This is a genomic window from Acidobacteriota bacterium, from assembly GCA_040754075.1.
GTDB lineage: Bacteria > Acidobacteriota > Blastocatellia > UBA7656 > UBA7656 > JBFMDH01.
Map to the genome: position 1 here is coordinate 61,004 of JBFMDH010000015.1, position 24,083 is coordinate 85,086.

A 24,083-nucleotide genomic window follows, 5' to 3' on the forward strand; every position below is an offset into this window, starting at 1 on the left:
AAAATCTCTATGACGAAACATTATTGGAGGAATTATGGCGTGCAGGATGCTTGAAAAATCGGGTGTGCAGATTCGCATTTATGGTGACAGCGAGGAACTCGCATTGAAAGCGGCGCGTCGGTTTGCGCGACTTGCCGATCAATACGTCATCGGCAATGGGCATTTCACGGTGGCGCTTGCGGGCGGGTCTACGCCGAAAGCCATGTTTGCGTTGCTCGCTGAGTCACCTTTTGTTGAAACCGTGCCGTGGTCTTCCATCTATTTTTTCTGGGGCGATGAACGCTCGGTGCCGCCCGACCACGCCGACAGTAATTTCCGCATGACCCGCGAGACTTTGCTTTCAAAAGTGCCGGTTCCCGAACAAAATATTTTTCGCATCCCGGCAGAAATGCCTGACCCCCATCAAGCGGCGCGTCAGTACAGTGAAACGCTCAGCGATTTTTTTCTCAAAATGACCAATCCCCATAAAACCACTACGCCGCTCACGAACGTCCCGCGCTTCGATTTGATTTTTCTCGGCATGGGAGCCGACGGACACACCGCCTCGCTCTTTCCGTATTCCGAGGCTCTAAAAAATGATAGCGACATTGTGGTTGCCAACTTCGTTGAAAAGTTCAATACCTATCGCATCACCCTCACGGCAAAGACCATCAATCATGCGCGCAACATCACCTTTCTGGTTGCTGGAGCCGATAAAGCCGAGACTTTGAAAAGCGTTCTCGAAGGCGAACCGCAACCGGCGTTGTATCCGAGCCAACTCATCAAGCCGACGAAAGGCGCGTTGCTCTGGATGGTGGACGAAGCGGCGGCTGCGCGGTTGTAAAGCCGTTTCACCCATTGCGCATCAAACTTTGCTGGACAATTTTTATCTCAATGATTTAGCTTTAATAGGACAAGCGCTCAAAACCCTATCTCCCATTCGAGAGAATCAATATGCGAAAAAGACCCATTTTTACAGTTCTTTTAACCATTTCTTTTTTATTTTTCATCGGTTCAGTGTTTGTTCCGAAAGCCACCATGCAAACTCAGCCGACGCTTGCCGGCAGGTGGCAGATTCGTTCGACACCGATTAACGACGAAAAAGTTTCCAACAAAGGCAACACCCTTGGCTTTCCCGACCGCGATATGCATTTCAGCGAAGATGGCGGCATTCGCACAGGATTCGTTGACCGCGAAGATGTCGGCACCAGCGTTCACCCGCTTGGTGTCTGGCGTATGGATGGCAATCGCTTCAGCGCCACCTTTCAACTGTGGTGCCCGGATGACAATTTCCCCTGCGGGTCGGTGGTGATGCGCGGCGAATTCGTCAATGACAATCGCGTCAGAGGAACGATGACGGCTTTTTTTGATGTGACGGATACGACGCGCCCGACCGGTTATGACACCTGGCCCTTCGCGTTTACCGGCGACCGTATCGAATAAGGAGACAAGCGATGATGAACAATAGACGACCCCTGCTTGCTTTAACTACGATTTCACTTTGCCTGCTGTTGGTCTTTCCGGTTTTGGCGGCTCCGAAATTTCAAGGCAAATGGCGACTCACCGTCAACCTACCCGAGGCGCCGGGCAGCAACGTGACGCGCACAATGGTTTTTATGGTTGACGCCAGCCCTCGCATCGAAAGTCTGCATGGGCGTATGACCTTGACCGATGAAGCCAGTCGCACGGTCGGCGGCGTCTGGCGACAGGTTGCCAAGCGCGTGTCGATTACCACTGAATTGCCGTGTTCGCCCGATGTGCCGTGCGCCTCACTGGTGATGATTGGAAAAATCAAAGGCGAGGTGATTAAAAAAGGCGATGTGATTGTGATGTGGGATACGCTTAATCCGAACAATCACGCGCAATATGATACCTCTAACGGAACCTTCTCGGCGGTGCGTTTGCCGTAGGCAGTTCGCCTATGCGGTTGTTCGTTGAAAAATATTCCAACAGGCAAGTCGATAAATTGGAAAGCGAATTAAACACCAGGATTGCGAAGAGGACACCAGGCTGAGCAAACCGATTGGTCTGGTTTAATTTCGTGTTCTTCGCGGCATTGGTGTTCTATCTTGAGAATTTCAAGTTGCTCGACCAGTCTTCTCCTCAGGCTCATTTGACCTTCACAACCACGAAGGTCAAATCATCGTGTTGCGGCGCGCCTTCGCACCACATCTGCACTTCGCGCACAATCGCTTCGCGGATTTCTTCGACCGGAAGATGCGCCACCCGCGACACCGCTTCAATCAAGCGTTCTTCGCTGAACTCTTCGCCTATTGCGCTCAACGCTTCGCTCACGCCATCCGTGAAAGCGATTAAAATATCGCCGCTTTGCAACGGGATAGTCTCTTCTTCATAAAGGCAGGAATCGAACATGCCGATTACTGAGCCGCCGGTGGTCATCTTCAAATAGTCTTCGCCGTCGGGCGCTTTGCGTAAAATGAACGGCGGATTATGTCCGGCGTTGACATAGGTCATCATGCGACTCGCGCCATCAATCTGCGCATAGAAAAACGTCACATAGGTCGAAGACCCGGTCGATTGGCAGAGCAGTTTATTGAGGGTTGAAACCATTTCAACGATTGAACTGCGTTTGTGCCCGTTGCTCGGATGCGCCATCGTCTGACTTCTCAGCGATGCCTGCACATTTGACATGACCAAGGCTGCGGAAATTCCTTTGCCCGAAACATCGGCAATCGCGAAACCGATTTTGTCATTTTCAAATGGCAGAAAATCATAATAATCGCCGCCAATGCCGCGTGCCGGTTGGCAAAATCCCGTCAGATCAACGACCGATGAAACCGGCGCTTTTTCAGGGAAAAGGCGTTTCTGCACATCCGCCGCCAGCATAATTTCGCGGCGCAATTTTTCTTCGGCAACGATGCGTTCGATGAGTTTCGAGTTTTCGATAACCAAAGCGACCTGACTGGCGATGGACATCAGCATCTCCTGGTCGCGTTCCGAATATTGATGTTCGCCGCGCCGGGGTCCCAGTGAAATCAAGCCGATGATTTGCTCTTTCAGCGTGAGCTTAATGAGCAATCGCGTTCGGATGCGTTTTAAGATGGCGCTTTCGCGCATTCGGGCTTCGCGTGTTTCGGAAGCAAAAGTAGTAAGGGCTTTTTCCCAGGCTTCATATTCAGCCGTGGTGACGGGCATCGGTTTTGTAAGATATTGCAATCGCTTGATGACGAACGCCTCTTTTGCAATGGTCAGATCGGGATTGAAGGAATTCTCTTTGAGGTCGCCTGATTGCGAAGTTTCACTATCGCTTAACGTATCCGACGAAATGCGACAGAGGAAATTGCCGGTCGCATCATCGCGCACAAAAATGGAAACGTTTTCGCTTTTCAAGGCTTCGCCGATTTGCCTGACCAGCGATTGATAGAGTTGAGAAATATTTTTTGCCTTATGGGCTTCCTGTCCGAAATCAAAGAGAATGCGGCGTTCATCATAAACCGGCGGCGATAATTTTTGATTGATCCACGGAATGATTTTGCGCGTCGTCACCAGATGCAAGAGAAAGAAGACTATCAATATGGCGCTTAAAACCAGCAAATCGTATCGCGCGCCGTGCCGGTCAAGCCAACTGGCGCGACTGCCCGTGAAAATAAAGATTAAAGCGGCAGCAAGCAGCAGCATTTCAATGAGCAAGGCGATGACGGGCACGGTGAAATAACGCCGCAAGCGTTTAAGGTGGCGAATCATCGGGTTAATCTTTGGCATCACGAAACGCGGAATGATTCTCATCTTCATGCCTTCATTCATTTCTGAGCGCCATCATCGGGTCAACTTTCGTGGCGCGTCGCGCAGGCAAAAAACATGCCAGCATGGCAACCGAAATTAAAATGACAGACACCAGAACGAAGGTTGCCGGGTCGGTTGGCGATATATTGAACAATGCGCTGGACATCACCCGCGTTAAGGCAAAAGAGCCGAAGATGCCCAAAGCAATTCCCGTAAGCGTCAATACGAGTCCGCGTCTCATAACCATTTTAAGAATGTCGCTTTGTTGCGCGCCAAGCGCGATGCGAATGCCGATTTCCCTGGTGGATTGCGTCACGGTGTAAGACATCACCGCGTAAATACCGACTGTTGCCAGCAAGACGGCAAGCCCCGCAAAAACGATAAGCAACAGCATATTGAATTGCGGACGCCTGAGCGTTGAAGTAACGAAGTAATCAAAAGTTCTTACATTGGTGACGATGATTTCAGGGTCGAGATTCGCCAGGCGGGCGCGCGCGGCGGATTCAATATTTGGCGAAGTTGCGTCGGTTCGCACGGCAAAGAAGGTCGCCCCTCTGGGCTTTTGCATAAAAGGGTAATAGATTTCAGGCTCGACTTTTGCTCCCAATCCGTAACGCCTCATATCGCCGACCACGCCCACCACTTCAACCGCGCCGTTCTCTCTTACCAACTGCACACGCTTGCCTATCGGGTTTTGGTTTTTGAAAAACTGTTTAGCCATGGTCTCGTTGATAATGGCGACGGGAACTGATGATGCATTGTCTTGAGCGTTAAATTCGCGTCCCATCATTACAGGAACCTCGAGCGTGTGAAAATAATCCGCGCCAATGTTGAAATATCTGGCTTGTGGATAAATGCCGGAAGCGGGAGCGGCTTGTCCTTCAACAAGAAAATCAACAGGCTCAAAGCCGCCGAATTGCGGTCCCGCAGAAGTCGCGCCGACCGATTGAACGCCGGGTATGGATTTCAACTCTTCTGCAATTTTTTGATAGGTGTCGGAAATCTGCTGCCGGGTTTTGTATTTGTCCATAGGCAGAAACAGACTGACGGTGTGCAGGTTTTCAGGATTAAAGCCCGTTTGAATATTCATCAACCTGAAAAAAGTTTGCCCTAACAAAGCTGCGCCGATTAACAAAACCAAAGCTATGGCTATTTGTGAGATTACCAGGAAACTGCGAAACCTGAACCCCGACCACTTTGCGTAACGGCTCTGTCCTTCTTTCAACTCTTCAACCAAATTGAGCTTTGATGATTGCAGCGCCGGAACCAACCCTAAAATCATTCCCGTTAAAATCGAAAGCGCGGAAGTAAAAGCCAAGACCGCGCCGTCTACTTTGACCTGAGCAACTCGCGGTATGTTGTCGGGACTGATGGCGATGAACAAATCAACCAACCAGAAGGCGAGGAAGAAACCCATTAACCCGCCCATTGCCGATAGCAGCACGCTTTCCGTCAGCAATTGCCGAATCATTTGCCATTGACCTGCGCCAAGCGCGCTGCGAATCGCAAACTCTTTTCGCCGCGTTGCCGCTTTAGCAAGCATCAGATTGGCGATGTTGGCGCAGGCAATTAACAACACCAATCCGACTGCGCCCAAAAAGATGAAAAGCGTTGAACGATATTCGCCAACCACATTTTCCATTAAGGGAGTAAGGGAAACCTCCCAACCCGCATTGTCCTTTGGGTATTGTTGCGTGAGTTGTTGAGCGATGAGGCTCATTTCGGCTTGCGCTTCATTGATAGAAACGCCGTCTTTCAATCGCCCATAAACTCTGCGGTTTCTCAAAGAGCGGTCAAGGAATTGATCGGGGTCAACGGTGAGCGGTGCCCAGATTTTGAAAGAACCTAAATCGAGCGATTCCATTTCCGGCGGCAAAACTCCCACGATTGTGAAACTCTCTTTGTCCAAAATCATTGATTGACCGACGATGTTGGTGTCGCCGCCGAATTGGCTTTTCCAAAAACTATGACTAATCAAAATCACATGGTCGCGTCCTTTCTGGTTTTCTTCGGTTAAGAACACGCGACCCAAAACGGGCTTAACTTTGAGCGCCAGAAACAAACCCGGAGAGGCGATGCCGCTTGCAATCAGCCGCTTTCCTTCGGCAGTAGAAATGCCGAATCGCCAATCGCGCCAGGCTCCGAATTGTTCTATGGTTTGACTCTGCTTTTCCCAATCTTCCAGATTGCGAGGCGAAGCGACGCTTATCGAAGAACCTTTTTCAGGATTATTTTCGCCAATGACCATCAATTGTTCAGGCTCATCGAAAGGCAGCGGCTTTAATAATACGCCGTTGACGAAACTGAAGATTGCGGTATTCGCGCCGATGCCGAGCGCAAGAATAATTATGATGATGAACGCAAATAGAGGATTGTGTTTTACCCCGCGAAGAGAATAGCGAATATCTTGCAACAGGTTTGCCATAATCAAATCTCCTTTTTCAAATGCCGATTCTCTTTAAGCCAAAAACTGCATCATCAGCTTACGCGGTTTTCGGCTCATTCGTATCTGAGGGCAATGATCGGGTCAACTTTGATTGCGCGTCTGGCAGGAACCAGACAGGCAGCCAACGCTACGATAATCAAAATCACCGACACGGCAATGAAAACCACCGGGTCGGTTGCCTTCACGCCAAACAATAGACCGGACATCAAGCCCGTTAAAGCGTATGCTCCGGCAATGCCGATTGCAATACCGATAAGCGTCAGCACGAAACCCTGTCCGAGAACGAGTTTCAAAACATTCAAGGTGTCCGCGCCAAGCGCCAGTCGAATGCCGATTTCTTTGGTGGATTGGGTGACGGTGTAAGACATCACGCTGTAGATTCCGATTACCGCAAGGATGATGGCAAGCCCCGCGAAAATCGTCAGCAGCGTCATGTTCAAACGATTGCCGGCGACCGAATCACTAATGACCTCTTCCATAGTTTTGACATTGTGAATCGGTTGCATCGGGTCAATCGCTTGAATTTCGTGACGAATGGCTGAAGTTAAAGCGGTGGGATTCGTCGTTGTCTGCACCACCAGACTGATGCTGTTGATGGGAAAACCGGATTGGTTGATGGGCACATAAATTTCCGGCATCGGTTCTCTGGTGATGCCGTTTTGTCTGATGTCTTCAACAACGCCAACGATGACGCGCCAATCAACATTATCTCCGACATTGATGCGTTTGCCGACAACGCTGTCGCTATCCATGAATTTCTTGACGAATGTTTTGTTGACCATGACCACCGGCGTAGACTTTTCCTGGTCTTGTGAAGTGAAAGTTCTGCCTTCCGCCACGGCGATTCCTAATGCTTTAAAATAATCGCCGATTATCGAACGTTTTTCAGCGATGGGTTCCTGACCGACGGGGTAAGGCGGTTTGCCTTCGATTTCAAATGACCCGTTATTGCCGGTCTGTTGAATGGGAAGCATATTAATGATTCCTACGGAATTGACGGTCGGCAACGCCGCAAGCCGTTCAAGAATCTGGCGATGAAAAGCCGCCGCCGTTTGCTGGGTTGAATATTTCGCCTGTGGCAGCGCAATGCCCATAGTTAAAACATTGTCGGGTTTCATGCCGGAATCAATTTCAAGCAGATACGAAAAGCTTTTTATCAACAGTCCCGCACCAACCAGCAGCATCAGCGAAAGCGCGATTTCCGAAACCACAAAAGTGCTGCGCAACCAGTTGCGATGCGGACTGTGACCGGAACTGCCACCTTCTTTCAAAAAGCTTTGAATATTCGGTTTGGAAATTTGCAGAGCCGGAGCCAGTCCGAAAAGTATGCCGGTGACGATGGAAATTCCCAGTGTGAAAACGATGACCCGCCAATCAAGCGAGACTTCATTGACACGCGGCAGGAAATTGGTCGCCAGGTTTAACAACACATCGACGCCCCAGTAAGCCAGCAGTAAACCGAGCGCGCCGCCCATCAACGAAAGCAAAACGCTTTCGGTTAAAAATTGCGCAATCAATCGAAAACGGCTTGCGCCAAGCGCCGTGCGAATAGCGATTTCTCTGGTTCTTGCGGTGGCGCGCGCCAGCAGGAGATTGGCAACATTGGTGCAGGCAATCAAGAGCACCAGACCGACCGCGCCCAGGAGCATCAATAGCGCCGGACGAATGTTTTGCACCAACTGTTCCTGCGCCTGAATCACCAGAATGCTTCTGCCGGTCTGTTCATTGGGATATTTTTCTTCGATGCCGCGCGCGATGGCTTTCAGGTGGTCTTGCGCCTGTTCAAGCATCACGCCGTCTTTGAGTCTGGCGATAGTCAGCAAGTAATGATAGCCGCGATTGGCGGCAAGGTCTGGCGGAATGATTAACGGTATCCAGATTTCCGTGAACCGTGAAGGGAAACCGAAGGTTGCAGGCATCACGCCGATGATGGTATGGGTTTCGCCGCCGAGAATAATCTCTTTATTGACGATGTCGGGGTCAGCCGCAAAATTGCGTTGCCAGAGTTGATAACTCAAAATCGCGACATGGTTTTTGCCCTGCTGGTCTTCGCCCTGCAAAAATATGCGACCTTTGAGGGGTTGCACACCGAGCACATCGAAAAATTCGCTTGAAACCATCGCGCCGCGAATGCGTTCGGGTTGCTCTGCGGTTTGCAGACTCAGGTTGGTGAACTGATAGGCAGAAAGTCCTGTGAAGACTTCGTTTTGTTCGCGCCAATCAAAGTAATTTGGCGCAGAGACCGAACCTTGAAAGGTTATGCCCTGGCTGCTCTCGAATCGCGCTTCCCAGAGATTGACGACCTTGTCAGGGTCAGGCAGTGAAAGCGGGCGCAACAACACGCCATAAACGACGCTGAAGATGGCGCTGGTTGCGCCGATGCCAAGCGCCAACGTCAGGATGGCAATAAAGGTGAAAGCCGGTTGTTTAACAAACATTCTGAATGCGAATCGCAGGTCTTGCAGCACGATTTTGAGTTCCTCCCAAAAGATTTTGTTGGCAGTAAGTGGCAATAAATAGACTTGCGTTTCGCTACCGGAATGTTTTTGCAACTTTTTACAATTGCCATAAAGAGGCTGGCAGGATTGGTTGAAAAGGGTATTGAACCAATCTGATGAATAAATAAATTTTAACCGGCGGGTTAAAAATCTATCATCACGAAAAAGCCGGAGCGCAAGCGATTGCAACCCTGGCGCTCCGGCAGACCGCATTCCCGCGCCAACCAGGAGAAAGTCGCGTAATGGCTTTTAAATGGCGCGGGTGGTTCGGTCATTTTTCAATTGCGGTCAATCTTTTTTCCAGGGGTCGCTAAGGCGTGCATCGGTGATGAACAGTTCATCGGTCAGGCTCTTTAAAAAATTCACCAAATCCGTTTTCTCCTGCGCGGTCAGCTTGAAACCTTTCACGAAACTGCTCTTGAAGGGATTGTCGCGTCCGACCCCCGCATACTCGCCTGATTTAATTGTCCGTCCGCCCGCTGCATAATGGTCAATCGCTTCTTCCAGAGTTTGAATGCTGCCATCGTGCATAAACGGCGCGGTCAACGCGATGTTGCGCAGCGTCGGCGCTTTGAATTTGCCCATATCTTCGGCATTTTTGCTGAAATCAAAGATGCCGGTGTTAGTCGCAGGGTACGCGCCTTTGCTGTCGATGTTGTAGAGACCGGTGTTATGAAATTCGATCTCGGCAAAAGCTTTGCCAACGTGGTCAACGGTTTCGGTGAAATTGAAACCGCCGTGACAGTGAAAGCATTCCAGGCGTTCGCTGAAAAACAGGTTCTCGCCGCGTTTTGCCGAAGCCGAAATCGCATTTTTGTCGCCACTATAACGGTAACGGTCATAAGGCGAATTGCCGGAAATCAATGTGCGTTCAAACGAAGCGAGCGCTTTGGTGAGATTGCCGAGTGTAAACGGGTCGCGGTCTTCGGGGAAGGCTGCGGCAAAAAGTTTTTGATAAATTGGTTCGCCTTTCAACCTCTGCAACACTTCCACATCTTTTCCTGAAAGTCCGAGTTCGATGGGATGTTCGCCGAACATCGGCACCAGGGCTTGTTTTTCCAACTGTCGCATATTGGGATTTGACCAGGTGAGCACGGGGCTATAGGCGATGTTGGTCAATCCCATGCTGTTGCGCGGATGATGTTCGCCGGTCGCGCCCACTGCCAACGGATTTTCATCGGCAAAAGCGCGCTCCTGTTTATGACACGAAGCGCAGGCGAATTTGCCGGTGATGGAGAGTTGTTTGTCATAAAACAGGTAACGTCCGAGTTCGACTTTTTCGGCGGTCATCGGATTGTCTTCGGGAACCCTTGGGGTCGGAAACCCTTTCGGCAAATTCCACTCATAGGCTGCGGCGCGCGCTTTCATCACTTCACCTTCTGTAGTCGCGCTCGCCGTTTTCGTAGATTTTTCAAGATGAAAAAAGCTCTGTCCGGTGGCGGCGACGCCGGCAAACGGCAAGCCTAAATTCTTAAATATTCCCGCGCAATCCGCGTCCTGTGACGCCGACATACAACCGACCGCAGTATTCGGTTGATTGACATCGACGTTGGTGTCTTTGAGCAGCGCCTTCAAATCGGCAATCACCACATCGCCTTGCGGATTGAAATTTTTCAAAGTGATTTCCGGGCGATTGCCGTTGGCGCAGGCGGTCGGCACGGTGTTGGGCGAAGTGTTCGGCATACAACTGGTGCTGCCGAGATGCAACACGAAGCCTTTCGGCTGACCTGTGGTTTTCATGTCGATGCGGGCGAATTTATAACCGGCATTCCAGTTCCAAAACATACGACTGAGATTCAATGGCGAAGGTTGCGTGGTCGGGTCATTGTGATTTTTATCGAAAGGCAAGCCGACAATAAAGCGCAAGCCGACATAATTGCCGACGGGCGCTTTGCCGCGAATCGTGTCGTTTATCTCTTTGGTGCCGTTGGCGCAATTGCCTTCGCCGTTTTCAAAATCCAACAAAGCGACATTGTCATATTGCCATTTGCCGTCTTGTGCGAGTTGCAAAGGAACTTCATTGCCTCGACTGTCAATCAACCGCAGGTTATGAACATAGAGGCGAAAATCCGAAACCGTGATGGTTGAACCCGTCGTGCCAATCCCCTCGTAGCTTGATGAACAAGTGAAATTCTGGTCGCCGACCATCGCGCGAAAATTGATGGCGAGGTCTTGGGTTTGTGATGACGAGGTTGCAGAGGTTTTAGGGTTTTGCGGTTCGTCATCTTTGTAAGGGTAGAACTGGCGGACATACGAGACCACCTGCCAGCGTTCGCGTTCGCTCATTTTGGTTTTATAGGCAGGCATTCCGCTTGTGCGTATGCCATTGGCGATGACCCAGTAAATTTCGCCGTCTTTGAGAAAGTGTGTGTGATGGTCGGTTAAATCCGTCGGTTTTTTCTTCAGTGCTTTAGCGGCGGCGGTTTGTGCTTTGCCGTCCGCGCCGTGACACGAAGCGCAATGCTGGTTGTAAAGCGCGCGCCCGTTGATTAAATCGGCTTCCGTAAGGTTCAAGGGGTTTTGCAATTTTTTGGCGGCGGCAGGGGCGTGGGCTTTGCCATCGTGCGCCGCAACGTTGGTTTCAAACTTGATCAACGCGGCGAAGATTGCCAGCGTGATGATAATAAGAAGAGCGATGATTTTGATATTTTTGATTTTCATAATTTATTCCTTACGGTTAATGGCTGTGAGCCGTGTGATCTTCATGACGATTGCTTGACGCAGCGTCGCCCGTTGATGTCGGTTTGCTTGCCGCCGGTTTACCGGGCGGTTTGGTTGCGCGCGTAGATAAAGCTTTCTTCGACGCGCCGGCATTTTTTTCTACAGCCATTTGTTCATCAGGTTTTTCGCCAGGCGCGTCAACCGCTGTTGGATTGATGACGACATCTTCAAGCCAGGACTCATCGTTGCGTAGAATGAGCGTCGCCTGAATCCGGTCGCCGGGTTTCAATGGCTTAAAATCAGTTTCTTTGTTGACCGCATAATCCATCGTCATGGCTTCCATATAACCGGCAACCGCTTCATGAGTAATCGTGAGGCGATGGCTTGGCGCATTGATGGATTTGATTTCACCACTCAATGAATAGCGCCGGGTTTCGGCGACGGTTGACGGGCGACAGGCGGTCAGACACAAAAGAAAACCGATCACCAGAAAACCTTTTGTGCCTGTGGTTATCCAATGAAAAAGCTGCCATAGGGGATTTTTGAGTTGCAAAATATTATGTTGCATTTGCTGGTTCAATACCTTTTCCTTTCGCGTGACAGAGATTATCTTCACGCCTTTTCCAGCGGTTCCATCCACACCACATAACCCAGGCTGAGTTTTGAGTTGGTCAGCGTTGCAAGCCGATGCCCTTCGCAACGCTTGTAACGGATGGTGGATGACCCGATGGATGTGAACGGATATCGAGTTGCAAAATAAACGGCGTAAGTTGAGCGTTAGCCTTTGACTGACGACCGACGCAGTCATTGACTACTTCAGAAGGTATGCCGCGAATTTTGTTTTGCAACACGGTATGAGTTGTTCAAGACCCCAAACCTCTGCCATCACACGAACAGCGAGTTTCGGTTGAAACAACCAAGTCGGTAGATTAGTGAATTCAGCAAAGCGGAGGCGCGCGCGGCGATAAAGCGGTTAAATCAAAAGTCTCTTTTGCATTTGGCGGCGGTTGTGAATAGGTGATGAGGGTGGTGAATAAAACGGCATGCGTGACTGCTTTGTGGATGACGTTGCGCGAAACCGTTTTTACCGTCGATGTTGATGCAGCGCAGTTTTCCGAACAGGGCTTGGCGATTTCTGTTTGCGTTAAACTGGTTTTACCGTCGTGAGGTTGCCCTTTAACAAAGGCTTTTTTGATGGTGCAACAGCAATTGCCTTCGCTTATACAGCACGCCATCGCGCAAACGTTCTCTGCCGGTTGCAAAGCGAGCGCGACGGCTGGGCTGAGCGCACTCAGCACAATTGCCAGTACGCCGGTGGCTGCGCGGATTTTGATTAACCAGTTGAGTGCTTGGGAGGTCACGACGTGGTAAATCTAGCACGAAGCTTTTCTTGCGTAAAATAATTTTAGAGAAAGTGTGCCTGCCAATTCGCTTGCAGGGTATAGCGATGTGCAAATGCGTGTAAGGACAAGTGCTGTCAAATAGTCCGGTTCTTCAAACTGAGGCGGATGGCTTGCCACCTGACAAAACGTGACGACCTGAAGCTGATACTCAACGACATTCAAGCGCCAACGGCTCTATTGACCTGCCGGAATTTTTAAAGTTTATAAATCATTGTTTGCTTCCACCTCGTTGTCATTCAACGGATGAATCCATAAACCGCATCAATGCGCCGCCAGCCAGTCGCTGAAAATTTTCGCCTCTTCCAGTTTGTTGCTCCAGCGCGCGCGGTTCTTGCCGGTTAAAGCCAATAGCATGGCGTGATGTTGGCCCGCGCGGTCACCGATGCGCTCGAAGTAGGAATAAAGCCGGTCAATCTTCTCGATGGATTGCTGCGCGGCTTCGACATTTTTAAAAGCGAGAATGTTGCGAAAATAACGTGAATAAATATTCTGCTCGCTTGCGGTCGTCGTATAGAGGTCAAAATAACCGGTGAGTAATCCCGCCTGACGCAAGACCTCGGCAACATATGAAGGCGATGCATCAACCAGATAAGCGACCTCGGCAACATCGGTGATGCCGTCTTGATGGAGTTGTAGAATCTGCTCCTTTTTACTTGGATGATCACTTGATGACGATGCGTTTAATCGCGGGTCACCTTCATCATCTACTTTTCCGACTTTTGGTGAAGCCTGCGATGCTTGATTTGAATGTTCCTGTTTCATAACCACTCCTTTAATAAAAAAAACGAAAATCAGTTTTTATATTTATAGCGTCTATGCCAAAACCTACCCCCTATGCCAACAATCGCGCCGATGAAAACAACCGGATTGGTGATGAATAACCATTTGTAAACCTCTTCACTGATGCCGTCCTGCCATTGTTTATAAACCTGCTTAAATAACCTGAGAGTGAATATCAAAGAACTAATCCAGCCGATAACATTTTTCTTACGCTCTGGCATTAGCGCGGTTTTCTCAAAAGCGATGAGGGCAATGCATTTGATTGCGTTGCCCTCAATGTCCGGTTATTTTCTACCTGACGTTGCTTTGTAGGCTTTTTGAAATTCCTGTTTTGCCGTCATCATCTCGTTGCCGAGATTTTCCAATTCCTCCTCTTCGATAATATCTTCGACTTGAGGAAACAACTCACCCTCTTCTTCCTCGACGTGATGCTCAACATTTTCCTGTAACACGTTTAACTTGGCATCCAGCAATACGCTGCCTCTGGCGAGTTGCTCAATTTCGCGAAGTAAGGTTTTAACCTGTTTATGTTCTTCATAGGCTTGCGTAATCAGGTCTTGCAATTCTTCATAGTCTTCCAGCATGGGGTAGAACAAGGTTTCTTCAATATGGGTGTGGGTTTCCAACTCGGTTTTAATTTTCCCGAAAAGATTCAATCGGGCACTCTCGCTTTCGCTGTCTTCGAGTTGCGAGAATAGTTCTGCTACTTTTTCGTGGTCTTCTGTTAATAGCTCCAAAGCATTCATAAGTTCTCCTTTCGCTCCTCTTCATAAAAGAGGTGGGTTGAATGGGTTAAGCATTTGCTTTGCGGTTTTGGGGACTGCGGGCATCCGAACCGCCGACTTTAGGTCTGCCTTTTTCATCGGACGCAGATAAATCGCGTTTTATCTCGGCATAGGCTTCAGCCTCTCTGCGGGCTTGATTTTCTTTATTTTTATCGCTGCTATCTTTTTTCAAACGCTGCTTTTCAGACATAAAAAAACTCCTTGCGTAGTATGGTGAAACCCTGAATTTCAGGGGCAAGCCCTGTGCCAATTTTTTCACGGAAAAATGCCGGAAATCCGAATAAGGAAGGAGGTTGCTTTTATTTTGCGGTTCACAAAGCCGCGCTTTAAGCGAAGAAAATGGAAACGCCAATTTCTAAAGCTATTCTCTAAACATACACAATGGGATTAATTCATACACTGCGGCTGTATAGATTTTGTTCGTCAATTGCAATTAAAGTTCCGGCAAGGCTTCGTTTAACCATTCATCGGTCAAACGGTCTTCAAGTTCCTGAGTGGCTTTGTGGTAGCGTTCGACCAGTACGCGCTCTCTTGAACGCGGAATGACCGGCGGGAAGGCTTCTTCGATTGAGGGTTCGCTGTCAACGCCGCGTTCGAGAAACCATTCGATGGTGTCGCGCAAGGCTTGCGCATAAGGGGTTGCAGCAAATTGTAAATCGGCGCGAACCGCGCGCGTGTCGATTAAAATCAATTCATCATTGGGTAAGGCATAGGGAAAATGCGCCAGATTGAAGCCCAGACGTTCAAGCAGGCGCGATGGAATGTGCAGGATTTTAACCGGCGTCTGGATGAGGCGCGCAATGTTGGCGATGTGTTGATTGATGGTGACGACTTCCGGTTGCGACAGGTTATAACACCTGCCCTCAACATTTTTGGCGCTTACCGCATTGGCTAATACCTTTGCCAAATCCTTCACATAAACTGCCCAGATGGGAACCGCCCCACTATCGGGGACGATAATCGCATCATCTGAAATCATGCGTTTCAGATAATAATTTTCGCGTGACAGGCGGTCGCGTTCGCCATACACCGCGCTCGGACGAATGCAGACATAGGGGAAGCGGCTTTTGGCATAAGCCCAGCGCAAGGCGCGTTCGCATTCGGCTTTATCATAGGCGTAACCGGCATTCGGGTTGGTCACCATTGCATCGTCTTCGGTAACCGGAATGCTTGAACGTTGACAAACCGCCAGAGTGCTTAAATGGACGAAGCGCGAGATGAAACCATCGAAAGTTTTAATGATGAGTTGGGTTGCTTCGCGTGTGTAGGCGTTGATGTCAATGATGGCATCGAAATGCTCGGCGCGCAGTCGGATTAAATCGTCCGGGCTGTGCCGGTCGCCTTTGATGATTCGGGTATTGGTAGGGAGTTGGTGGGTGGTGATGCCGCGAACCAGTATGCAAACTTCATAACCGCGCCGCAACAGTTCTTCTACTGTGTGGCTGCCGATATATCCGCTTCCACCTATGACAAGAACTTTCATGGTTTGGGTGACAGGTGGCAGGCGACAGGAAACAGCATGGAATCTTTCCCTATCACCTGTTCCCTGTCACCTGTCACCTGATAATTAAGGATTTCTGAGAACCGAGGATTTATTGTCCTTCTTCTTTTCATCCTCTTTCTTCTTCTTATCCTTGTCTTTCTTGGTCGAAGAAGGCGTCGCTTCTTTGGTTGTTGGCGCAGAAGAGCCGGGTTTGACCTCGACATCCTGGCTTGAATCGGTGGCGCGACGCGGACGATTATCTATCTGATTGGTTGTGGTGGTGGAGCCGGGCGTGGTCGGCCCGAACTCTTTTGGCGCGCCCGCGAGTTCAACGGCGCGGGCAATGATTTCATCGGTTTTGAGGTCGCGGTCAATGATGACCCCTTTGTTCGATGTATCAATCGAAGGGCCGGACAACACCCCAGCCATGCGCGCGAGGATGCCTTTGCTTTCGGGTTTATCCTGTAATTTTGCAGGGTCGGGTTCGGGAACCGCTTTGCCGAATTTCTCCAGCATCTTTTTCGCTTCTTCGGTATATTTCGAGTGCGGATAATTGGCGACCAGTCGCGCAAGGTCTGCGCTTGCAGTTTCAGTGTCTTCCTGCAATGCCATCGATTGCGCGTGTAACCACAGGGCTTCATCAAAGCGCGAGAAATTCGGATATTTGTTGAGAATTTCTTCGGTGCGCATCTGCGCGGCGGTCATTGATTGGCGCAAATCGTAATAAAACTTCGCCACTTTCAATTCATGCATGGCGAGAATTTCCTGCACATCGGTCATCAAGCCTTCAAGCCGGTCTTTTTTCTCTTTATCCATGTTGGGATAACGACGCAGGGTTTCTTTCAACTGGCGCTCGGCAAGTTTGGCGTGCGTGGTGTCGCGGTCAGGCGCTTGCACCTGTTTCAGATGAATTTCCGCCATCTTCATCATCGACTCAATGGCGAGCGGGTCATCGGGGAAAAATTCGACGAACTCGCGGTAATTGACTTCGGCTTGCGCGAGATTTTTGGTGCCGCCTTCAAGGTAAAACGAATCGGCAGCGGCGAGTTTGGCAATCTTCACCATAGGGCTTTCGGGGTAGGTGTTAATCAAGGTGCTCAGTAAGATTCTGCCGGTATCAAAGTTGCCCTTACGAATCGCCGTGATGGCTTCGCGCGTGAGTTCTTTATCACGCCCCGGCCCTTTGGCTTCTTCGAGAGTGATTTTGTTTTTGGATTTTCCGCCGCAGGCTGCAAACGCGAGCGACACGGCGATGGCGATAATTAAAATTTTGATAAATCTCATAGAAAAACTACCCTTATTCAAAGGATGAAGAGATGAGCAGGTGAAGAGATGATAAGGTGAAGTAGCGGGAAAATCGCCGCTTCATCTTATCACTTCTTCACCGCTTCAACTCAGGAAACACGGGTTAAATTGCCAGTGATTCTAAAGCTTTTTGACGCAAAGCGCGGGTTGCCGCTTCCGCATTGCCTTTGCCAAATACCGCAGAACCGGCGACAAACCATTCCGCGCCGCGTCGTGCAACTTCTGCAATATTCGGGAGGTCAATGCCTCCGTCAATTTCAATATGAATATTCAGTCCGCGATTTTGAATCATAGCGCGTAGCCGACTGACCTTGTCAAGCGCGGTCTCTATGAACGATTGCCCGCCGAAACCGGGATTGACAGACATCAGCAACACATAATCAATGAACGGCAAAATCTCTTCAAGGGTGGCAAGCGGCGTCGCAGGGTTTAAGACCACGCCGGGGCGACAACCGAGTTTGCGAATCGCTGTCACGGTGCGATGCAGATGCGCAACCGCTTCGACATGTACAGAGATGAGATTGGCTCCGGCGCGGGCGAAATCTTCGATATAGTTGTCCGGGTCGGTAATCATTAAATGACAATCGAGCGGCAGCGCGGTTACTTGACGAACCGCTTTCACGACGAGTGGTCCGATAGTGATGTTGGGAACAAAATGACCATCCATCACATCGATATGAATGATTCCCGCGCCACCGCGTTCTGCGGCGCGCACCTCTTCACCAAGCCTGGAAAAATCTGCGGATAGAATTGACGGGGCGATTTCAATCATAAGTCGGTTTCTGGTTTATAGTTTCAGGTTGTCTAACGTTGAGTTGGCGAAATTTTTGGATAAGCAATGATGACGAGCGGCTGTTGACCAAAAACCGGAAACCAGAAACTCCTCAGCGTCAATGCGGTTTGCGCTTTTGGTTTGCGCCGGGCCATTGCTGATGACGACCGTAACCACAGAGTTTTTCTTGACCGCGGAATTTGCCGCCGGTCGGGTTTCGATCACCGTATTCATCGCCGCCGCGTCATCGTTGCGGTGTTGTACGCGAAATTCGAGTTGCGCCGATTCAATCAACCGCTTGGCATCAATTTCGGATTTGCCCACGACATCGGGAACCCGGGTGTTGCCGCCGCGAAAGACGACATAGATGGTGACGGCGGCGCTCAGAATAAAGGCGAGCGTCAGAACCACAACCATTGCAAGCCTGCGCGAGATTGTCCAGATGATGCTGCCGGTGCTGGCGCGTTCGGATTTTGATTCGGGATTCATATCGGCAAAAGTCTAGCACTCGCTTGATACGGCTTTCAACTTTTGCGCGGTAGGATAGTTCTCGCAAAGGAGGCGAAACGCGAAGAGGCTAACTTGATTCTTTGCCGTCCTCCTTTGCGAGAAATTCTGGAAAGGGAACACGATATTTGAAATAACCGATGTTTATTGGGGTTTTCTCAAAACTTGAGTGAATGAAAATTTAAATACGCAACTGGATAAACGAAATTTTATTGATTGATTAACCGATGCCGACGACGCGCGCATGTTGTTCGGCGGCTAAACCGGCAAGCCAGATTAAATTGTAGAGTCCATATAAACCGATGCCGAATGCCGCCAGCATAATCAAATAATAAACCACCGCTACGACGCTTAATGACCGCTCTTCAATAAATTCTTCCGATAACGAATTCATTGCTCTCCTCCAAATGTTTTTTGTTGTTTTGAACTACGTTTGCAATTACGCGAGGCTGGATGCGGTCGGATTTCAGGTTTTAAAAAATAAATGAGCCGCAAAACATTCGATGATTTTGCGGCTTGCGTTGGGAGATGATTTCGCGTGAGAAGCTTGGAAAACGATTGGCGATTGAGAAAATAAAAACCCTTTAGAGAGCCTTTAACTTCCGGCTTTGAGAATGCGTTCGATGAGTTTGGCGTCGTCGGGCAAGAGTCCCACCTTCGCGAGTCGTGGCGTCAGCGTCATCCAGTTTTTATCCATTGCAAAAACCTTTTTAAAAAGCGGCAATGATTCATCCACACGTTTCATATTCACCAGCGCCACGGCGTGCCAGTAAACCATCTCGGCATTGTCGGGGACGAGCCGCGCGGCGGCGCTGTATTCGCGGAGCGCCGCTTCGTTATCGTTCTTTTCAACCGCAAGGTCGCCTGCATTCATGTGATTGTAAGCGCGATGCACCAGCAATAAGCGGCGCAATTCTTTGAGCGGTTCGGGACTATCATCCACACGAATATCAAAGATTTTATCCGCCCAGGGCTTGCCGGTTGATTTACCCGCGACGACAATCAAGGCGGCAGATTGTTTGCCGCGAATATCGCCGCCGACCGCTTGCGCAGCTTCAAGTGCCGCCATCATGCGTTCAGCCAGATCGCCTTTGGTTTTCTCGAAAGCCTCAGCCATCGCGCCCCACACTTTATTGCTGAGCATGAGGTTGGCTTGCACGGAAAAATTTTTGCCGACAATATGACCGGCTTCGGGAATGTCTTTTGCGCCGGTATGCGCCGCGACCCGCCCCTCAGCGTCAATCATCGCGACCTGGCGCACCTCGCGCCCTTCGTCACCCGCCAGCAGAGCTTTTAAAGCATCGGGCGCGCTTTTGCCTGTGCGCATGAGTTCGAGTCCGAGTTTGCCGTAGCTTGGGTCAACGAAGGATTGCGTAGCGACCGCGCCAACACCGGCTTCCGCCCACGGGACGGTTGAGCCGACATTGAACCAGTGCGATTGTACAGCTACGCCGATTTGTCCGGTTTCCGCATCCCGCGCCACGATGGAATAGGTATGCACCGGGCGCAACGGTTTGCGAGAGGTTGCGAATCCGTCTTGTGCAATCTGCGTATGGTGATGGGCTAACGATTTTTTTGTATCGTTAATGGAGGGATTGGTTTGTGCGGCGATTTTGAGCGCCGCACATGAAATGAAAACTAGAACAAAAAAGCTTGGCAAACGCATCAGGCTAATCCTATAGCTTCCATACCGAGCCGGTCTTTTTCGCTCGGACGGCGAACCGCGCCGAGCAGGAAATCGGCAAACGGCAACACGACATTGAAATTTCTGCCGGGGTAGATATGGTGCATGTAGTGGTAACGCGCCAGGAATTTGTAAATCGCCAGACGCGAGAAAAATCTCGGTTTGGGAACGTGCATCTCGGTGTGGATGATGTTCCAGGCAAAGTGATGGAAGATAACCACTGCCACAAAAATAATGCTGCCGACTGCCGAAAAAAAGTAAATGATTCCGGCAAACGGCAAAGAGAAAAGGAAGCCCAACAGAACATTGAGCTTGAGATTCAAATGTTTGCCTTCGGGGTCGGGTTCGTCATTAAAGGTTTTGTAATATTTGCCGTGATGCAGCAAAGCATGTTCTTCATAAATCGCGCCCCAATAGGCAATCAATTTGTAGATGAATCGGGGAAGCCCTTTGCGATGCATCATATAACGATGGACGACGTGTTCGGCAAATGACATAAAGACTGCGCTAAACACAAGCCAGCCAGCTATCGAATAAAATAATTTCAATTAATATGGTCTCCTTAATTTAGTCTGGGTAGCGGTCGCTTTACCGGGTTACTCGCTGATAATTTCGAGTTCGCCTTTTTCGCGACGCGCGCGAAGCACCTTTTTATCGAATTTACCGACACTGGTCTTGGGTACTTCGCTAATAAAAGACCAGCGTTCCGGTATCCACCACTTGGCGACTTTTTTGCTTAAATAATCGCGCAACTCAGTGGCGGTTGTCATTGAACCCTCTTTGAGTACGACACAGGCGAGCGGACGTTCATCCCATTTCTCGTCGGGTACGGAAATCACTGCGGCTTCGATAACCTCCGGGTGACCCATAATCGTGTTTTCCAATTCAACGGTGGAAATCCATTCGCCGCCCGATTTGATGACGTCTTTGGCGCGGTCGGTGATTTGAATGAAGCCTTTGTCATTGACGGTTCCGACATCGCCGGTACGCAACCAGCCGTCATGGAATTTTTCCGGCGCATCATCGCCATAATAAGAGCCGGTAATCCAGGGTCCGCGCACTTCGATTTCACCGACCGATTCGCCATCCCAGGGCAATTCGGTTTCGTCATCCATTAAACGCAATTCAACGCCCATCGCCACGCGCCCGGTTTTGACCCGCCATTCGATCTCTTCTTCCGGGTCGATGCCTTTCGGCGGAATCGCCATTGCGCCAATCGGTGAAGTTTCCGTCATGCCCCACGCTTGAATAATGGGTATGCCATAACGTTGTTCAAATTTTTCCATCAACACGCGCGGCACCGCCGAACCGCCACAGATGATTCTTTTCACCGAAGACAAATCCACAGGGTTGTTTTCCGCATAACGTAGAATGTCGTTCCAGATGGTCGGCACCGCGCCGGAAAAGGTTGGGCGTTCCGCAGCGATGAATTTGCAAAGCGGCTCGGCTTGCAAAAACCGATTCGGCATCAGGAAATCCGCGCCCGCCATCCAGCAGGCATACGGCAAACCCCAGGCATTCGCATGAAACATCGGCACAATTGGCAAGACGCGGTCGCTTTGATTGAGCGCCAGCAGCATCGAAGAGGTCGCGGCAAACGAATGCAGATAATTGGAGCGATGCGAATAGACCACGCCTTTCGGATGGCCTGTAGTGCCGCTGGTATAACACATCGCTGCCGCCTGTCGTTCATCAATTTCAGGAAAAGCGAAATCACTGTCTTCATTTTCGATTAACTCTTCGTAACGCAAAACTTCAACGCCAAGCGCCGACGCATCGCCGTTGCCGACGACGATATATTTTTCAACGGTCTTTAAATCCTTGACCACGCGGGCAAGCAAGGGCACCAGCGAATCATCAACGATGATGATTTTGTCTTCGGCATGATTGGCGATGTAAGTGAGTTGGTCAGGAAACAGGCGCAGATTCAGGGTGTGCATCACAGCGCCCATGCAGGGCACGGCAAAATAGGCTTCGAGGTGTTCCTGATTGTTCCAGCAAAAGGTCGCGACGCGGTCACTGGATTTAACACCGAGTTTGGTAAGCGCGTGGGCAAGTTTCCCGACCCGCCGGGCGACTTCCGCGTAAGCGGCGCGGCGCGACTCATCGCCCATAAAAGTGATGACTTCGCTGTCGGGATAAATCTTTCTTCCGTGTTTAAAAATTTCAGTAATCGTCAAAGGTCTATCCTGCATGGTGCTGAGCATCATCTTATTTTCTCCTGTAAATGAATATAGAGAGCGGCGAGACATTATCTTAAACGGCGGCGTATTGAGCAACCTGACCTGAGATTTATTGTTGGGAAATTTAAGGATATAACCCTAAACGAACCCAACTGAGACGGGCGACGATTTGCGCTTCGCGGTTCATTCTTAAACGGTTTACCGTTACTGTGCCAATCGCTGTTAAGCTTTGAATCTGTCCGGTCTCAACATCGAATTGAAAATGCATATTCCAATCATCAATGCGTGGGTTAAAAAATCGCACTTCCTCTTGCGTGAGTGCATCAACTGCGCCCGTGCTATTTGATTTATGGAGATTGCAAGCGCGCCATGAGTTCGCTTAAACGGGATTGTTGCGCGGCAGTGAAAAATTGGTCAGCGCGTAAATTTTGAATGACCACCAACATATTCGCTTCTTCTTCGCTCAACTGTTTTGTGAGTTCATCAAGCGCCTCTCCTGCGGTTTTACCTACGGACTGTTTGTGTCCGGCAATGGCGCGATAAGACTTGATTTTTTCGTCAACCTGTTCAGGCAATATCGCAATTGTGGTCATGAGCATTTACCTCTCGGCAAATTATACTGATTTGCTTTGCAAGCGCGAAGGTAAAAGTAAAAAGAGTAAACCGACGGAAACGGTTGCCAGCGCGGCTCCGAAATAAAAGGTCGCGCTTGGATTGATTTTATCCCACAGCACCCCGGCAACGTAGCTTGCGACAATTTGTGTGACGCCGTTGACCGCAGAAAAAATGCCGATTGCCGTGGCGCGTCCCATCTTTCCGGCGGTGTCTATCGCTAAGGCTTTGGCAACGCCATCGGTGAGCGCCGGGAAGAGTCCATAGAGGGCAAACAGCGGCCAAATCATCCACGCCTGACTTGCCGCGCCGAAACCGACATAAACCAGCGCATACATGGCGTAACCGATGACGAGAATATTGCGGCGTCCAAAACGGTCGCTGGCGCTTCCCGCAGGCATTGAACCCAAAGATGAAACTGCGTTAAACAGCGCATAAGCGAGAATCGCTGCGGTCGTTGAAAGCCCCAACTGTTTGCCGCGTAAAATCAGAAAGGAGTTTGCCGAGTTCGCCAAGCCAAAAATCGTGGTGACGATTAAAAAGCGTTTATAAGCGGGCGTGAAATTTTTAAAGACCGAAGGCTTTATTTGCGGAGTTTCAGTTGCGCCTTTACCAACGGTTGATTGATGCGCTACCGCCTCGCCGGTTTCACGAACGGCGAGAATCATCAAGGCAGCTAAGAATGCCGGAACGCTGGCGATAAAAAAGATGTGGCGTTCGGTTAAACCAAAGCTGTTGAGAAAGAGAATACAAAGCAGCGGTCCCACAACCGAGCCTAGATAATCCATCGCCCGGTCGTAACCAAACACTTTGCCGCGTGCAGATGCCGACGCCGCTTCCGAAAGCAATGCCTGTTTTGGCGCGGAACGTATGCCTTTGCCGATGCGGTCGGCAAAGCGCGCCGCTAAAACCACACTCCAGAAATTCGCCAGCCCGACAACCGGTCTTGAAATCGCCGACAGCACAAACCCGACAAAGGCGATGGGTTTACGTTTTCCCGAACGGTCAGAGAGCCAACCGGCGATGACCGGAATAATATTGGCAAAGCCGTTGGTGATGCCTTCGATTAAACCGATGACGGTTGCGGGCGCATGTAAAACCTGTGTGAGAAAAATCGGAATCACCGGATAGATCATTTCGCTCGATGAATCCGACAAAAAACTCACCAGCCCAATGATGATGGCGCTACGCGATAGTTTTTCTTTAGTTGAGGTTTGAGTTGCCAGCATGTTAGCGATTGG

The 24,083-nt window shown here is 50.0% G+C and carries 24 protein-coding genes; 3 read left to right on the top strand and 21 right to left on the bottom strand.

Going from position 1 to position 24,083, the window contains the following annotated elements:
* The first annotated feature begins 34 nt into the window (after positions 1-34).
* From pgl to AB1757_16940, 3 genes are all read left to right on the top strand, one after another.
* A complete protein-coding gene (pgl, locus tag AB1757_16930) occupies positions 35-823 on the top strand; it encodes a 6-phosphogluconolactonase (GenBank protein ID MEW6128727.1) in 789 nt (262 codons plus the stop codon).
* Between the two features lie 110 nt (positions 824-933).
* Positions 934-1,422, top strand: coding sequence for a hypothetical protein (locus tag AB1757_16935; protein MEW6128728.1), 489 nt, complete (start codon positions 934-936; stop codon positions 1,420-1,422).
* Positions 1,423-1,433: 11 nt separating this feature from the next.
* Positions 1,434-1,889, top strand: a complete 456-nt coding sequence (locus tag AB1757_16940; protein ID MEW6128729.1) for a hypothetical protein — start codon at positions 1,434-1,436, stop codon at positions 1,887-1,889.
* 199 nt (positions 1,890-2,088) lie between these two features.
* On the opposite strand, the gene AB1757_16945 is transcribed toward AB1757_16940, so the two are convergent.
* From AB1757_16945 to AB1757_17045, 21 genes are all read right to left on the bottom strand, one after another.
* Positions 2,089-3,726, bottom strand: a complete 1,638-nt coding sequence (locus tag AB1757_16945) for a PP2C family protein-serine/threonine phosphatase (GenBank protein ID MEW6128730.1) — start codon at positions 3,724-3,726, stop codon at positions 2,089-2,091.
* Between the two features lie 10 nt (positions 3,727-3,736).
* Positions 3,737-6,148 carry an ABC transporter permease gene (locus AB1757_16950; protein MEW6128731.1) on the bottom strand — a complete coding sequence of 804 codons (2,412 nt, stop codon included), beginning with the start codon at positions 6,146-6,148 and terminating at the stop codon, positions 3,737-3,739.
* Between the two features lie 74 nt (positions 6,149-6,222).
* On the bottom strand, positions 6,223-8,721 hold the full coding sequence (locus AB1757_16955; protein ID MEW6128732.1) for an ABC transporter permease: 2,499 nt from the start codon (positions 8,719-8,721) through the stop codon (positions 6,223-6,225).
* A 234-nt stretch (positions 8,722-8,955) separates the two neighbouring features.
* Positions 8,956-11,328, bottom strand: coding sequence for an MbnH family di-heme enzyme (locus AB1757_16960; protein ID MEW6128733.1), 2,373 nt, complete (start codon positions 11,326-11,328; stop codon positions 8,956-8,958).
* A gap of 16 nt (positions 11,329-11,344) precedes the next feature.
* On the bottom strand, positions 11,345-11,896 hold the full coding sequence (locus AB1757_16965; protein MEW6128734.1) for a copper-binding protein: 552 nt from the start codon (positions 11,894-11,896) through the stop codon (positions 11,345-11,347).
* Between the two features lie 370 nt (positions 11,897-12,266).
* The gene (locus AB1757_16970) at positions 12,267-12,689 is read right to left on the bottom strand and encodes a hypothetical protein (GenBank protein ID MEW6128735.1); all 423 of its coding nucleotides are present in this window, start codon (positions 12,687-12,689) and stop codon (positions 12,267-12,269) included.
* A 303-nt stretch (positions 12,690-12,992) separates the two neighbouring features.
* Complete coding sequence (locus AB1757_16975) at positions 12,993-13,493, bottom strand: hypothetical protein (GenBank protein MEW6128736.1); 501 nt, start codon at positions 13,491-13,493, stop codon at positions 12,993-12,995.
* 29 nt (positions 13,494-13,522) lie between these two features.
* The gene (locus AB1757_16980) at positions 13,523-13,732 is read right to left on the bottom strand and encodes a hypothetical protein (protein MEW6128737.1); all 210 of its coding nucleotides are present in this window, start codon (positions 13,730-13,732) and stop codon (positions 13,523-13,525) included.
* Between the two features lie 63 nt (positions 13,733-13,795).
* Entirely contained in the window at positions 13,796-14,257 is a 462-nt protein-coding gene (locus AB1757_16985) for a hemerythrin domain-containing protein (protein MEW6128738.1), read from the bottom strand.
* Between the two features lie 46 nt (positions 14,258-14,303).
* The gene (locus tag AB1757_16990; protein MEW6128739.1) at positions 14,304-14,486 is read right to left on the bottom strand and encodes a hypothetical protein; all 183 of its coding nucleotides are present in this window, start codon (positions 14,484-14,486) and stop codon (positions 14,304-14,306) included.
* 243 nt (positions 14,487-14,729) lie between these two features.
* The gene (locus AB1757_16995; GenBank protein ID MEW6128740.1) at positions 14,730-15,779 is read right to left on the bottom strand and encodes an NAD-dependent epimerase/dehydratase family protein; all 1,050 of its coding nucleotides are present in this window, start codon (positions 15,777-15,779) and stop codon (positions 14,730-14,732) included.
* A gap of 84 nt (positions 15,780-15,863) precedes the next feature.
* Entirely contained in the window at positions 15,864-17,063 is a 1,200-nt protein-coding gene (bamD, locus tag AB1757_17000) for an outer membrane protein assembly factor BamD (protein MEW6128741.1), read from the bottom strand.
* A 124-nt stretch (positions 17,064-17,187) separates the two neighbouring features.
* Positions 17,188-17,856 carry a ribulose-phosphate 3-epimerase gene (rpe, locus tag AB1757_17005; protein MEW6128742.1) on the bottom strand — a complete coding sequence of 223 codons (669 nt, stop codon included), beginning with the start codon at positions 17,854-17,856 and terminating at the stop codon, positions 17,188-17,190.
* A gap of 15 nt (positions 17,857-17,871) precedes the next feature.
* Positions 17,872-18,345, bottom strand: a complete 474-nt coding sequence (locus AB1757_17010) for a PASTA domain-containing protein (GenBank protein MEW6128743.1) — start codon at positions 18,343-18,345, stop codon at positions 17,872-17,874.
* Positions 18,346-18,583: 238 nt separating this feature from the next.
* Positions 18,584-18,757, bottom strand: coding sequence for a hypothetical protein (locus AB1757_17015; GenBank protein MEW6128744.1), 174 nt, complete (start codon positions 18,755-18,757; stop codon positions 18,584-18,586).
* Positions 18,758-18,958: 201 nt separating this feature from the next.
* Positions 18,959-20,029 (bottom strand): DUF1028 domain-containing protein, encoded by a 1,071-nt coding sequence (locus AB1757_17020; GenBank protein ID MEW6128745.1) that lies wholly within the window; start codon positions 20,027-20,029, stop codon positions 18,959-18,961.
* Positions 20,029-20,595 carry a hypothetical protein gene (locus tag AB1757_17025; GenBank protein MEW6128746.1) on the bottom strand — a complete coding sequence of 189 codons (567 nt, stop codon included), beginning with the start codon at positions 20,593-20,595 and terminating at the stop codon, positions 20,029-20,031. The genes AB1757_17020 and AB1757_17025 overlap by 1 nt, the downstream gene beginning before the upstream one ends.
* 48 nt (positions 20,596-20,643) lie before the next feature.
* The gene (locus tag AB1757_17030) at positions 20,644-22,254 is read right to left on the bottom strand and encodes a long-chain fatty acid--CoA ligase (GenBank protein MEW6128747.1); all 1,611 of its coding nucleotides are present in this window, start codon (positions 22,252-22,254) and stop codon (positions 20,644-20,646) included.
* A gap of 100 nt (positions 22,255-22,354) precedes the next feature.
* Complete coding sequence (locus tag AB1757_17035; GenBank protein MEW6128748.1) at positions 22,355-22,534, bottom strand: hypothetical protein; 180 nt, start codon at positions 22,532-22,534, stop codon at positions 22,355-22,357.
* 43 nt (positions 22,535-22,577) lie between these two features.
* Positions 22,578-22,829 carry a hypothetical protein gene (locus tag AB1757_17040; protein ID MEW6128749.1) on the bottom strand — a complete coding sequence of 84 codons (252 nt, stop codon included), beginning with the start codon at positions 22,827-22,829 and terminating at the stop codon, positions 22,578-22,580.
* Positions 22,830-22,844: 15 nt separating this feature from the next.
* A complete protein-coding gene (locus tag AB1757_17045) occupies positions 22,845-24,071 on the bottom strand; it encodes an MFS transporter (GenBank protein ID MEW6128750.1) in 1,227 nt (408 codons plus the stop codon).
* Positions 24,072-24,083 lie beyond the last annotated feature (12 nt).